The organism is Ruegeria sp. BE9 (genome assembly GCF_056538765.1).
The window spans coordinates 545173-557709 of record NZ_JBQFTS010000002.1 but is presented as its reverse complement, the minus strand read 5'-3'; the positions used below and the strand labels follow the sequence as shown (position 1 = coordinate 557709).

12 protein-coding genes are annotated in these 12537 nt (G+C 56.2%); 4 read left to right on the top strand and 8 right to left on the bottom strand.

Annotated features, from left to right (window positions below):
• Positions 1–34 precede the first annotated feature (34 nt).
• From ACR0EO_RS09380 to ACR0EO_RS09355, 6 genes are all read right to left on the bottom strand, one after another.
• Positions 35–274 carry an HP1242/YdcH family protein gene (locus tag ACR0EO_RS09380; protein WP_480689199.1) on the bottom strand — a complete coding sequence of 80 codons (240 nt, stop codon included), beginning with the start codon at positions 272–274 and terminating at the stop codon, positions 35–37.
• A 90-nt stretch (positions 275–364) separates the two neighbouring features.
• Positions 365–2023 carry a choline dehydrogenase gene (gene betA / locus ACR0EO_RS09375; RefSeq protein ID WP_480689197.1) on the bottom strand — a complete coding sequence of 553 codons (1659 nt, stop codon included), beginning with the start codon at positions 2021–2023 and terminating at the stop codon, positions 365–367.
• A gap of 89 nt (positions 2024–2112) precedes the next feature.
• Entirely contained in the window at positions 2113–3621 is a 1509-nt protein-coding gene (betC, locus tag ACR0EO_RS09370; protein ID WP_480689195.1) for a choline-sulfatase, read from the bottom strand.
• Entirely contained in the window at positions 3618–4190 is a 573-nt protein-coding gene (gene betI, locus ACR0EO_RS09365; protein WP_480689193.1) for a choline-binding transcriptional repressor BetI, read from the bottom strand. Before betI ends, betC begins: the two co-directional genes overlap by 4 nt.
• Positions 4191–4278: 88 nt before the next feature.
• Positions 4279–5187, bottom strand: a complete 909-nt coding sequence (locus ACR0EO_RS09360; RefSeq protein ID WP_480689191.1) for a DMT family transporter — start codon at positions 5185–5187, stop codon at positions 4279–4281.
• 41 nt (positions 5188–5228) lie between these two features.
• The gene (locus ACR0EO_RS09355) at positions 5229–5828 is read right to left on the bottom strand and encodes a LysE/ArgO family amino acid transporter (RefSeq protein ID WP_480689189.1); all 600 of its coding nucleotides are present in this window, start codon (positions 5826–5828) and stop codon (positions 5229–5231) included.
• 86 nt (positions 5829–5914) lie between these two features.
• Here ACR0EO_RS09355 and ACR0EO_RS09350 point away from each other — a divergent pair, with 86 nt between their 5' ends.
• A complete protein-coding gene (locus ACR0EO_RS09350) occupies positions 5915–6790 on the top strand; it encodes a LysR family transcriptional regulator ArgP (RefSeq protein WP_480689187.1) in 876 nt (291 codons plus the stop codon).
• A 14-nt stretch (positions 6791–6804) separates the two neighbouring features.
• On the opposite strand, the gene ACR0EO_RS09345 is transcribed toward ACR0EO_RS09350, so the two are convergent.
• Together ACR0EO_RS09345 and ACR0EO_RS09340 are read right to left on the bottom strand one after the other, a co-directional pair.
• Positions 6805–8082 carry an MFS transporter gene (locus ACR0EO_RS09345; protein ID WP_480689185.1) on the bottom strand — a complete coding sequence of 426 codons (1278 nt, stop codon included), beginning with the start codon at positions 8080–8082 and terminating at the stop codon, positions 6805–6807.
• Positions 8083–8235: 153 nt separating this feature from the next.
• A complete protein-coding gene (locus tag ACR0EO_RS09340) occupies positions 8236–8976 on the bottom strand; it encodes a YebC/PmpR family DNA-binding transcriptional regulator (protein WP_480689183.1) in 741 nt (246 codons plus the stop codon).
• Between the two features lie 110 nt (positions 8977–9086).
• Here ACR0EO_RS09340 and ACR0EO_RS09335 point away from each other — a divergent pair, with 110 nt between their 5' ends.
• The 3 genes from ACR0EO_RS09335 (at position 9087) to ACR0EO_RS09325 (ending at position 12535) form a co-directional block, all read left to right on the top strand.
• Complete coding sequence (locus ACR0EO_RS09335) at positions 9087–10859, top strand: SLC13 family permease (RefSeq protein WP_480689181.1); 1773 nt, start codon at positions 9087–9089, stop codon at positions 10857–10859.
• Positions 10860–10875: 16 nt separating this feature from the next.
• Positions 10876–11610 (top strand): glutamine amidotransferase, encoded by a 735-nt coding sequence (locus ACR0EO_RS09330; RefSeq protein WP_480689179.1) that lies wholly within the window; start codon positions 10876–10878, stop codon positions 11608–11610.
• A 67-nt stretch (positions 11611–11677) separates the two neighbouring features.
• Entirely contained in the window at positions 11678–12535 is an 858-nt protein-coding gene (locus ACR0EO_RS09325) for a bile acid:sodium symporter family protein (protein WP_480689177.1), read from the top strand.
• The last annotated feature ends 2 nt before the right edge of the window (positions 12536–12537 follow it).

Sequence of the window (12537 nt, the reverse complement as noted above, 5' to 3'; positions counted from 1 at the left end):
ACAGTGACGGGGGCAGTGCCCCCGCCCTTTCACCTCAAGCCTTCGACAAAATCGCCCAGATTTCATCCTTGAGCGCCGCACGTTTTTTACGCATCTCACCCTCGGCAAGATCTTCCATCGGCTCAACATTGGTTTCGGCGCGATGAACGGTGCGGTTGATCTCATGATACTCATCCGCCAGTCGGGCAAAATGGGCATCGGTTTGCTTGAGCTGGCTCATCAGCTCGACCTTGTCCGGAAACTCTTCGGCCAACTCATGCGGGGTGTGGGACATTCCTGTTCGCTCCTTAAATATGTCGTTGCGATTCAGGTATAAGCAACGCCACACACCCCCGCTTTGACGCGGATCAAGTCCTGCGCTGAATCAGCGCTGCGCAGTCTCCCATTGCGGGTGAATCCACGGACGATCGTTGGCTTTTGGCAAGGTATCCTTACCCAAAAGGTGATCAGACATTTTTTCACCGACCATGATCGACGGCGCATTCAAGTTGCCGTTGGTGATCTGCGGGAAGATCGAACTGTCAGCAACGCGTAGCGCATCCACCCCGATAACCCTTCCTTGAGGATCAACAACCGCGTTCTTGTCATCAGCCCGGCCCATGCGGCAAGTCCCACAGGGGTGATAAGCGCTTTCGGCATGTTCCGCGATAAAGCCGTTCAGCTCTTCGTCAGTCTGAACGTCGGATCCGGGTTGGATTTCCTTGCCAGCATAGGGTTTGAAAGCATCCTGACCAAAAATCTCACGGGTGAGACGGATACAGGTCCGGAAGTCTTCCCAATCCTTTTCATGGCTCATGTAGTTGAACTTGATCACCGGCGCATCCTCGGCCTTGGCCGAACGCAGCGTGACCGCCCCGCGCGATGGTGAGCGCATTGGCCCAACGTGCGCCTGGAACCCGTGCCCTTCGGCTGCCGCTTGCCCGTCATAACGGACAGCGATTGGTAGGAAGTGATACTGGATGTCTGGATACTCAACGCCTGGGTTCGACCGAATAAACGCTGCACTCTCGAACTGGTTTGAGGCACCAAGCCCGGTTTTGGTGAACAGCCACTGTGCCCCGATCAAACCTTTGCTGAACAGGTTCCAGTGCTTGTACAACGTGATCGGCTGAAGCGAGGCCTGCTGGATATAAAGTTCAAGGTGATCCTGAAGGTTTGCACCCACGCCCGGCCGATCCGCGACAACTTCAATTCCATGCTCGGCCAGATGCGCTGCCGGACCGATTCCCGAGAGCATGAGCAGTTTGGGTGAGTTGAGGGACGATGCCGCCAATACAACTTCACGCCGCGCCTTGATGACTTCCTTCTTGCCACCGCGGATCAACTCAACGCCCGTTGCGCGACCGTTCTCAATCACAACCCGCGACGCAAGGCCCCTTACGATTTCGCAATTGTCTCTCTTGAGCGCAGGCTTCAGGTACGCATTTGCCGCAGACCAGCGCCGCCCTTTGTAGACGGTCTGCTCCATAGGGCCAAAGCCCTCTTGCTGCTCGCCGTTGTAGTCTCCGGTTACCTCGTAACCAGCCTGCTTCCCTGCATCGACAAATGCCTGAAACAGCGGATTATCACGCGGACCGCGTGAGACATGCAGCGGACCATCGGTGCCTCTCCAGGTAGGATCACCACCGTGGCCGCCATCGTGCCACGTTTCCATGCGTTTGTAGTACGGCAGGACGTCAGAATAGGACCAACCGTCGGCCCCCATATCGGCCCAAGTATCAAAGTCGCGTGCGTGGCCTCGTACATAGACCATACCGTTGATCGAAGAAGACCCACCAATCACCTTGCCGCGCGGACAAGCCAGACGACGGTTGTTCAGGTGCGGCTCCGGCTCGGACTGGTACCCCCAGTCGTAGCGCGACATGTTCATCGGATAGCTGAGCGCCGCCGGCATTTGGATGAACGGGCCAGCATCGGTGCCGCCATGCTCGATCACCAGCACCGAGGCCCCACTCTCGCTCAGACGATAGGCCATCGCGCATCCGGCGGATCCTGCGCCTACGATGACAAAATCTGCTTCCATTATTCAGGTCTCCTGTGTCCCGCCGGGCCAGGATTTTGGTCAAAGCCCTGTTCGGCTCCGGCGGGGGTATTTGCTAAAAGATGAAGAAGTTATTCGCCGCGAGGGAAGCGCTGGCTTTCCTCGACGATGTTCAGGTCCATGTGGTTTCGCATGTAGCGCTCAGACGCTTTCTGAAGCGGCTGGTAATCCCATGGGTAATAGCCACCTTGGCGCAACGCCTCATAAACGACCCAGCGACGGGCTTGGCTGGCGCGGACATCGGCATCAAACCGATCCAGATCCCAGCGCGCATCGGATTTAGCGCGCAGCGTCGCCAGCGTTCCTGCATGTGCCGGGTCGTCGGCAAGGTTGGTTTGTTCGTGTGGATCGGCCTCAAGATCAAACAGTTGATCAGGGTCCAAAGCACAGCGGTTGTATTTCCATTTGCCATAGCGCAACGAAACCAGAGGCGCGTATGATGCCTCGGCCGCGTATTCCATGGCGACCGGGGCTGTCCGCTCTTCGCCTTTGGCCAAGGGAACAAGATCTTCACCATCCGTCCATGGCGCGATCTCGGCCATATCAACTCCGGCCAGAGCCCCTAGCGTCGGGGTCACGTCGATTGTCGACACGGGCGTTTCGATCAGACCCGCAGGCATGTCCGGGGCCGAGATCATCAGCGGCACACGCGAAGAGCCTTCGAAGAAGGTCATCTTGAACCACAAGCCGCGCTCACCCAGCATATCACCATGGTCCGAGACGAACATGATGATGGCCTCTTGGCGGGTAGTCTCCAACACTTCGAGGATTTCACCGATCTTGTCGTCCAGATACGAGATATTCGCAAAATAGGCGCGACGCGACTTGCGGATATCTTCTTCGGTGATGTCGAAGTTGCGCCAGTCATTGGCGTCGAAGATACGCTTAGAATGCGCGTCCTGATTATCGTACCCAAGATCCGAAATTTCGGGTAGCAGATGCTCGCAATCCTCATAGAGGTCCCAATACTTGCGGCGCGCCACATAAGGGTCATGAGGGTGTGTGAAGCTGACGGTCATGGCCCAAGGGCGGTCGTCATTCCCACGCGCCAGATCATAGAGCTTGGCCTTGGCGTGGTAAGCAACCTCGTCGTCATATTCCATCTGGTTGGAAATCTCGGCCACGCCTGCGCCCGTCACCGAGCCCATGTTGTGATACCACCAGTCAATCCGCTCACCCGGTTTGCGGTAATCCGGGGTCCAGCCAAAATCGGCGGGGTAGATGTCAGTCGTCAGACGATCTTCGAACCCGTGCAACTGATCGGGGCCCACAAAGTGCATCTTGCCCGATAGGCAAGTGTAATAACCGGCACGGCGCAAGTGGTGCGCATAGGTTGGGATATCGCTGCGGAACTCAGCTGCGTTGTCATAGACGCCAGTACGCGAAGGCAGCTGACCGGACATAAAGCTCGCGCGTCCGGGCGCGCAAAGAGGCGAGGCCGTGTAAGCATTCTTGAACCGAGCCGACCGTTCGGCAAGCTTTTTCAGGTTTGGTGCATGCAGCCATTCTGCGGGACCGTCGGGAAAGAGGGTTCCGTTTAGCTGATCCACCATCAGGATCAGAATGTTTGGTTTTGTCATTTTTCAGCCTCGAGCAGAGTGTTGAGGACACGCAGTGCGTGGTTTACAGCCAGTTGCGGCTCTTCCGGGGCGCTCAGCGCAGCGCGGATGTATAGGCCATCAATCAATGCGATCATGTTTTCGGCCGCCTCGACCGGATCACTCAGCAAAGGGCGCAGAGCGTCAGTCAAGTTGGACCGGATACGAGCCTGATAGATTTGCCAAAGGCGCAGAGCGTCGTCATTTGTCTGCGCCAGCACATAGAACGTCATCCACGCCGCAATTACGTCCGGCGTGAAACAGGACGGCGCAAAGCATGCTCGAATAATGGCCTGCGCCCGTTGCTCTGGATCTGCTGCCTTTAGCTCTTCCCGCGCTTCTGCACCAAAGTCGGACAGAATGCGGCGCATCGCAGCCAGGAAAATTTGATCCTTACCGCCAAAATAGTGATGTGCCAAAGCGCTGGACATTCCGGCCCGCTTGGCAATCTGGCTGACAGTGACATCAAGGGATTTTTTCGACCCAAGCTCGGCAATCGTCGCCCTGACGATCGCATCACGACGGATTGGCTCCATTCCGAGTTTCGGCATCGTTCCCCCTCATTACGATTGGTGCAGGAAACGCTAGGGGGATTTTATTGACTCGTCAATCAATAAAGACTTTCACAGCCTGAAACACTTAAATTTTGGGCGCGATACTGGGTGTAGTCAAGTTTCCTCGGTTCAAAACAGCCTCTCGCCAAGCGATAAAGCTGACGGCGGAAAGGATCAAAGAGCCGCCCGCGACGACCCAGATATCGACGCTTTCGTGAAACACCAGCGCCCCCACAAGGGTTGCCCAAATCAGCTGCAAGAACGTCACGGGCTGCGTTACCGCCACTGGGGCAGCCTTTAGAGCCAGAGTCATAAAATAGTGTCCCGCCGTGGCGAAACTGGCAACGAGAAACAAAATGCCAAGGTCATAAAGGGTTGGTGGCGTCCAAACGGCTATCGCGAATGGAACCAATACAACTGTCACCCAAATCGACATATGAGCAACAACGACCGAAGGCGGAAGATCCCGAACCAGTATCTTTGCAAGAAGATACGACCCGCCAAGCCCAAGCGCCGTTCCCAGCATGGTGATGTGACCTGCCGAAATCTCGCGGAACCCCGGGCGCAGGATGATAAGGACACCAATCAACGCGACAAAAATCGCGGCTATCCGGCGAAACGCCAGCTTTTCCCCCAAGAACAGAGCAGCACCCAGAGTAACGTAAACCGGCGTCATGTAGTTCATCGCAGTGACTTCTGCCAATGGGATCTGAGTCATCGAAAAGAACCACAGCATGACGGCCAATGCGTGAACGATGCCTCGCACTCCGAACAAAACGAGGTGCCGGCGGGTCAAATGAGTTGTCAGTAAAAGCCGCAATGCAGGCAAAAGAAAAACCAGACCAAAGACGAACCGAAAGAAGGCCGCTTGAATCGGGTCCATTGACGAACCCAATGATTTTACCAGAGCGGTCATAGCGACAAACGACAAGCCGGCGGAAAACATCCAGAACATGCCCGCAAGCGGTCGGTATGGGGTCGTTAAAGTTGCCATGTTAACGGTTGAACACCGAAACTCAGCCGGGGGCAACCCCGTCACATGGTAACAAGTTTAGCAGCTATCGCGAGCATGACTAAGCCGATCAGTGCGTCCAGCACCTGCCACGCACGGGGGCGAGTGAATACCGGCGACAAGACCCCTGCTCCGTACCCCAACGAAAAGAAGAACACGAAACTGGACAGCATAGCTCCAATGGCAAAAGCCAGCCTGTCCTCGTATTGCGCAGAAATCGAACCAATCAGAACGACCGTATCCAAGTACACATGCGGGTTCAGCCAGGTAAAGGCCAGCACGGTAAGCAAAACTGATTTTAAGCTGGCGCGTTTGCCTTCAGCCAATTCCATCGCGGCCCCACCGCGCCATGCCGAGTGCAGACTGCGAAGCCCGTACCACGTCAGGAAAATCGCTCCGCCATAGCGCATTGCGGCTTCGAACCATGGCAATACATGCGCCAAAGTTCCAAACCCCGCGACACCGGCTGCGATCAAAACGGCATCCGATACGGCGCAGGTCAGGCACAGTGGGAAAACATGTTCGCGTCGCAATCCCTGACGCAGAACAAAAGCGTTCTGTGCTCCGATAGCTAGGATAAGGCTGAAGCCTAAGGCGAAACCGGCGATCAGGGATGTGGACATGAAACCTCCTGTGTTCGGAGATGTTGACTACGGACATTCCTTCCATCTATCAAATTAAAGATACTCACCTTGATTAAGTACTGCTAATGCTGCTTGACCCCAATCACCTGTCCGCTCTGTCTGCAATCTTGCGGCACGGCAGCTTTGACGCCGCGGCTGCAGAACTGGCGGTGACGCCCTCGGCTATCTCACAGCGGATCAAAGCTCTCGAAGATCGCGTGGGGGCAGCTTTAATCAACCGCGGCACGCCCTGTACTGGCACGCCTGCCGGGCTGAGGATTGCGCAGCACGCTGAGGATATAAGCTTGCTCGAGGCCAAATTGGCCCGTGAACTAACGATTGATCAAATGACTGGGCCAGCGCGCGTGCGTGTCGCTGTACCGGCCGACGTATTGGCGATGTGGTTCATTGACGCCATGGCGCAGGCCGACGGGCTACTGTTCGATCTGGTGATCGATGATCAGGATCACTCGGCAGAATGGCTGCGGCGCGGTGAGGTCAGCGCCGCCATAACCGTAGGCGGACAACCAGTAGCAGGCTGCGATACAATCTCCCTAGGGAACTTGCGTTACCTCCCAACTGCGAGCCCAGCTTTCATTCGCAAATGGTTCCCTGATGGCGTAAATGCGGAAAGCCTTTCACGCGCTCCAATTCTGACGTTCAACCGAAAGGACGGGCTGCAAAAAACTTGGATGACTACGCAGACTGGCCAGCGGATTTCCCCGCCCTCACATTATTTGCCGTCCTCGCAAGGGTTCGTCGAGGCAGCAATCGCCGGGCTTGGCTGGGGGATGAACCCGGTCTCTCTTGCCCGAGTCGCTCTCGAGGATGGGCGGCTACAACCGCTTGTACCAGATGCACCGCTGGACGTTCCACTAACGTGGCAAGTTGGTCGTGTACTTGCCCCCGCCCTTTTACCTTTGACCACCGCTGTTCGGAAGGTTGCCGCCGAATCCGCTTGAGGCATACGCTCTAGTCAATGAGCGGCTGCTTTCTCTTGGTGCGGGACGACGACCTGATAGCACAATAGCGCAGCTACCAGGCTAATCAAAACGATAAAGACGATCGCCCAGGCAACTTCGTGCATATGTGCGACCCCCGCCAGCGCAGCCGACAAGATGACCGCCGTAATCCTACAGATGCTCTTGATGGCGGCGGCACCTTTGACACGCTGATCCTTTGGGGCAACGTCCAGGAAATACAGTTTGCGTGCGCCGCTTACTCCTGTGACGGCAACAGTTACGATAAACAGAGCGATTGCGTGCAAATGAACTTCGTGGTCGATACCAAGAAAATGCACCGACAATAGCGCGGCCCCCGTCCCGGCAACCATCAAGTTTCCCGTTACCATGACCGCCCGGTGCGATTTCATGTTTACCAGCTGCCACAAAGGGGCCGAAACCAGATAGCCGGACGCCGACGAAATTATCATTGCGGTCAAACCTTTGGCCGAAGCGTGATGCGCCTCGGCAGCTATCAATGCAAAGAATGGCACTGACAGTGAGACCACAACCAAAGGCAACCGCATAATCATGTAACGGCGAAACCAAGCCTCACTAAACATGGCGGCAATGTCTGTGAAATTCTCTGTCAGCTTTCGCTTTCGGACCGGGGTATCTTGCTTGATTACAGGATCACGCCCCCCCTCTGACATCGCCAGAATGCACAGACCTGACATCACAAAGAAGGCAACCGAAACGGCGATGACCGCTGAGTGACGCGAGAACGGCGGGTTTTCTTTTGTGACCTCATGCACCAGCAAAGCCAGCCCAATTGCTCCTAATCCACCAACGCCAAGTTGCAGATAGTGCATGATCATTCGTGACTTGGACTGCACGTGATCGCCCAAAAGATCTGTGTACATCAGCGACTGAATCTCTTCGATCAATCCAATCAGAAAAAACGCCGCCACAAATGCCATAGCTATAGCTGGCACAACACCAGTTGCAGCGACCAATACCGCCATCACCAAGCAAGCCGCGATTGAAATCTCGGTCAGGGCAATTCCGCGTTTCTTACGGTCTCGTGCGGAAATCGGCTGAGCCAGAAAAACATCCGAGATCATACTGCCGGTCATCCGGATCGAAACCAACGCTCCCGCAACGAACATCGGCAGCTCAAGAGACACCGCGAGAAAAGGTAAGACGATCGACGGACTACCCAGAGTCCAGGCAACTTGTGAAAGGATACTTTGCCCGGCCAAAACCGGGATGTTCCGCTTGGCTGGAATTGTGGGGCTGTCGGTCATCTTCATTCTGGCCCTGCGCTACCTGGCACGAGCGCCCGATTGGGCCGATGCTGTGCACCCTTCAGCCTAAAGCGTTCAAAGCAGACGGCCAAGAACTCAAAGCACTCAAAAGAAAAACCCGGCCATTGGCCGGGTCTTAAGAGCATCATTAGATGAGCGTCAAAGCTGCGCCATGACCTCGTCCGAAGCTTCAAAATTGGTCGTGACGCGCTGCACGTCATCATCGTCTTCCAACGCATCGACCAGCTTCATCAGCTTTTGCATATCGTCCAAACCCAGCTCGGTCGTTGTGGTCGGCTTCCAGACCAGCTTGGTCGACTCGGTTTCGCCCAGAGCGGCTTCCAACGCGTTTGACACGTCGTTGAGATCGGTATCAGCGCACCAAATGATGTGACCTTCTTCCGAGCTTTCGACGTCTTCGGCACCGGCCTCGATGGCGGCCTCGAAAACGGTGTCTGCATCACCAACGGTAGAGGGGTAGACCACCTCACCTTTGCGTTCGAACATGAACCCGACTGAGCCTGTTTCACCCAAGTTTCCACCGTTCTTCGAAAAGGTCGAGCGCACGGTCGACGCGGTCCGGTTACGGTTGTCGGTCATCGTCTCGACAATCACTGCAACACCGTTGGGGCCATAGCCTTCGTACCGGATTTCTTCGTATTCGTCGCCTTCTCCTGCAACCGATTTCTTGATCGCGCGGTCGATCACGTCTTTGGGAACCGAGTTCGACTTGGCCTCTTTCACCGCCAGACGCAGGCGCGGGTTCTTGTCGGGATCAGGGTCGCCCATCTTAGCGGCAACAGTGATCTCTTTCGACAGCTTGGAAAACAGTTTGGACCGCGCGGCGTCCTGACGTCCCTTGCGGTGCTGGATGTTGGCCCATTTGGAGTGGCCTGCCATAGTGCGTCCTCGTCATCGTGATTGCGTGTTCGGCGCTCATATAGACGTTTGCAGGGGGCAGGATCAAGAGAGCGGCTTGCGACAACCTTCGCTGCGGGTATGGTGACGACATGACGACAGATCAGATTATTCTTTTTTCTCTTTTCGCCACTGTGTTCGGAATGCTGCTTTGGGGGCGATTTCGTTACGATCTGGTAGCGTTCTCTGCGCTACTGATCGGCGTTGTCTTAGGGGTAGTGCCGGTAGATGACGCATTTGCCGGTTTCGGCCACCCCGCAACGATTATCGTGGCTTTGGTTTTGGTCGTCTCGGCGGGACTGGTTCGATCCGGGGCCGTTTTCCTGATTACCCGTACATTGGTTGACGCGTCGCGCGGTTTAGGTGCGCATATCGCGTTGATGGGCGGCATTGGTGCGGTTCTGTCGGCGTTTATGAACAACGTCGCTGCGCTGGCTCTTCTGATGCCTGTCGACATTCAAACAGCACGCAAGGCTGGGCGTTCTGTGGGCCTGACACTCATGCCACTGAGTTTCGCCACCATTCTTGGCGGCATGGCAACTCTGATAGGCACGCCACCCAACATCATCATCGCCTCGATCCGGCAAGAGACGCTGGGCGAGCCATTTCATATGTTCGATTTTGCCCCGGTCGGCGGAGTGGCCGCGATCGCCGGTTTGGCCTTTGTGGCGCTGGTTGGTTGGCGGCTGATCCCAAACCGAGGTCCGCAGACCGAAAGCACCGAAGCACTGGCTGAATACATCGCGGAACTGACTATTCCGCCAGAGTCAGCCCATATCGGCAAACGCGTCAGCGAGCTGTATGAAGCTGCTGAGAAGTCCGACGTCGCAATCATTGGCCTGATCCGAGACGGTAAACGACGTTATGGTCGATCTGCGCATGCCACTCTGAAACAAGGCGATGCGCTGGTTCTTGAGGCTCGGCCCGAAGCGTTGGATGAATTCCGAGCAGCCTTGAATTTAGACTTTTCGGACACCCGCCGTCAGGAGTTGCTAACCGCAGAAGGGGACGGCCTTGAAGTGATCGAAGTTGTCGCCACTGAAAGCGCTCGTATTACTGGACGCACAGCACAAGGGCTTGGGCTGGCTTGGCGGCAGAGTACTGTTCTCATGGGAATCTCTCGCCAAGGTCGCCGCATCACCGAACAGGTTCGCAAGACCGAGGTTGAGGCCGGCGACATCCTCCTGCTGCTTTGCCCTCGCGATCGCAGCGCGGACGTGACCGAATGGCTGGGTTGTTTGCCACTGGCTGAACGGGGCCTGAATGTCACCGCGAATGATAAAGCGTGGCTGGCGATTGGCCTGTTCGCCGCCGCCGTGCTGGCAGCCAGCGTCGGATTAATCTACTTGCCAATCGCGCTCGGCCTGGTCGTGGTCGCCTATGTTCTGACCAAAATCATGCCGATTGCCGATCTTTACAACCATATCGAATGGCCGGTGGTCGTGCTGTTGGGCTCAATGATCCCGCTGGGCAGCGCCCTGGAGACATCAGGCGGCACTGAGCTAATCGCGAACGCTTTGGTGCAGCTTACAGACGGCCTGCCCGCCTGGGCGATTCTCACGGTATTGATGGTCGTGACCATGACGCTGTCAGACGTGTTGAACAACACTGCCACTGCTATCGTCGCCGCCCCTGTCGGCATCCAGATGGCGCGTACGCTTGAGGTTTCGCCAGACCCGTTTCTGATGACGGTCGCTGTGGCCGCTTCGGCAGCGTTCCTTACGCCCATCGGACACAAGAACAATACACTGGTGCTTGGCCCCGGCGGCTATCGGTTCGGGGATTACTGGCGCATGGGATTGCCACTGGAAATCCTCATCGTCGCGGTTTCCATTCCCGCCATCCTTGTCTTCTGGCCGCTTTGACGGGTAATGGCACAGCATGAAAAGATTTCTGATCCTGCAGCTACGCCCCGAGACTGAAGCCTCGGACGCCGAATTCGCTTCAATCCTAGATAAGGCTGGCCTGTCACCGGAACAGACACATCGCATCCGTCTGGATTGCGAAGACCTGCCCGAGGGGCTGGACGTTACGGATTACGCCGGAGTGATCGTCGGCGGTGGCCCCGGCTGCGTCAGTGACGATCCGGCGACGAAATCTCAAATGGATGCCCGTATCGAAGCGGCGATAATGGGGCTGATGCCCCAGATTACCGCGAACGATCATCCGTTCATGGGTTGCTGCTATGGCTTGGGTATTCTCGCAGCGCATTTGGGCGGCGACGTCAGCAAAGATCAGTTCGGAGAACCTGTCGGCCCCTCAACCTGTGAACTGACCGAAGAAGGCGCACGTGACCCACTGACCGCCGGGTTGGAACCAACTTTCGACGCTTTTGTCGGCCATAAAGAGGCCGTACAGGCATTGCCCGACGGATGCGTGCACTTGCTCGCATCGGCCCCCTGCCCGTTTCAGATGATCCGTTGGGGTGAAAATGTTTACGCCACTCAATTCCACCCCGAGGCCGATGCGCGGGACTTTGAGCAGCGTATTAACATCTACAAGAACTTTGGTTATTTCCCGCCGGATGACGCTCAGCGTCTGATCGATATCTGCCACGCCGCCGATGTTACTCAGCCTGGTCAAATCCTGCGTCGTTTCGCTCAACGATATTTGTGACCCAACGGCGCGGTTGCCTTCGTCCTTCGCATAGGTTGATCTGAGACGACTTTGGGAGGAGTTGTTCTTGGATCTGCTTATAAATGTCGGCCTGCCGCTTTCGCTGGCCATAATCATGCTGTCTTTGGGCGTTGGGTTACACGCCTCGGATTTTCGCCGCGTCCTGAGCCGGGGTTACCCATTTGCCATCGGCGCACTTAGTCAGGTTGTCGTGCTGCCTATCGTGGCTTTCGCCACGGTCAAACTCTTTGCTCTACCGCCTGAAATCGCTGTCGGCTTTATGCTGCTCAGCTTTTGCCCAGGCGGAGTGACCAGTAACATCCTGTCTAAATTGGCGAAGGGCGACGTCGCGCTTTCAGTCAGCTTAACTGCTGTCATCAGCCTGCTATCCATCCTGACGGTTCCAATTCTGGCCACTTGGTCGATCTCTCATTTCATGGGAGAAAATGCACCAGAGGTCTCAATCACCGGCTTGGCCATTGCGCTGTTCCTGATCACCACTTTGCCCGTGGTAATCGGAATCAGTCTACGCCACTTCTTTCCCCACACAGCGCAAAGGATCGACGGGCCACTTTCAAAACTGGCCGTTGTCCTGTTCGTTCTGATCGTCCTCGCGGCCCTTGCTGGGAACTGGCAGATTTTCGTCGAGAACCTCGGCAAGATGGGCGCGGGACTGATTTTCCTGAATGTTGCCTTGCTACTAATCGGTTTGGGGCTGGCCCGGGCTGCAAAACTCTCGCTGGAAGAAAGCAAAACCATTTCAATCGAAACCGGCATCCAAAACTCCACGCTGGGCATCACATTGGCAGCTCTGATCACAGGGACTGAGACCGGATTCAGCACACTTGCCCTGCCCTCGGCCGTTTACGGTATCATGATGTACGTCGTGGCCCTGCCGTATATCGCGTGGCTCCGCAGTCGCTGAAA

Bases quoted from the DNA above. Each gene is read 5' to 3' on its own strand.
- betI (WP_480689193.1), bottom strand. From the start codon at position 4,190: ATGCCGAAACTCGGAATGGAGCCAATCCGTCGTGATGCGATCGTCAGG.
- betA (WP_480689197.1), bottom strand. From the start codon at position 2,023: ATGGAAGCAGATTTTGTCATCGTAGGCGCAGGATCCGCCGGATGCGCG.
- ACR0EO_RS09340 (WP_480689183.1), bottom strand. From the start codon at position 8,976: ATGGCAGGCCACTCCAAATGGGCCAACATCCAGCACCGCAAGGGACGT.
- ACR0EO_RS09360 (WP_480689191.1), bottom strand. From the start codon at position 5,187: ATGGCAACTTTAACGACCCCATACCGACCGCTTGCGGGCATGTTCTGG.
- ACR0EO_RS09355 (WP_480689189.1), bottom strand. From the start codon at position 5,828: ATGTCCACATCCCTGATCGCCGGTTTCGCCTTAGGCTTCAGCCTTATC.
- betC (WP_480689195.1), bottom strand. From the start codon at position 3,621: ATGACAAAACCAAACATTCTGATCCTGATGGTGGATCAGCTAAACGGA.
- ACR0EO_RS09350 (WP_480689187.1), top strand. From the start codon at position 5,915: ATGCTGCTTGACCCCAATCACCTGTCCGCTCTGTCTGCAATCTTGCGG.
- ACR0EO_RS09330 (WP_480689179.1), top strand. From the start codon at position 10,876: ATGAAAAGATTTCTGATCCTGCAGCTACGCCCCGAGACTGAAGCCTCG.
- ACR0EO_RS09335 (WP_480689181.1), top strand. From the start codon at position 9,087: ATGACGACAGATCAGATTATTCTTTTTTCTCTTTTCGCCACTGTGTTC.
- ACR0EO_RS09380 (WP_480689199.1), bottom strand. From the start codon at position 274: ATGTCCCACACCCCGCATGAGTTGGCCGAAGAGTTTCCGGACAAGGTC.
- ACR0EO_RS09345 (WP_480689185.1), bottom strand. From the start codon at position 8,082: ATGAAGATGACCGACAGCCCCACAATTCCAGCCAAGCGGAACATCCCG.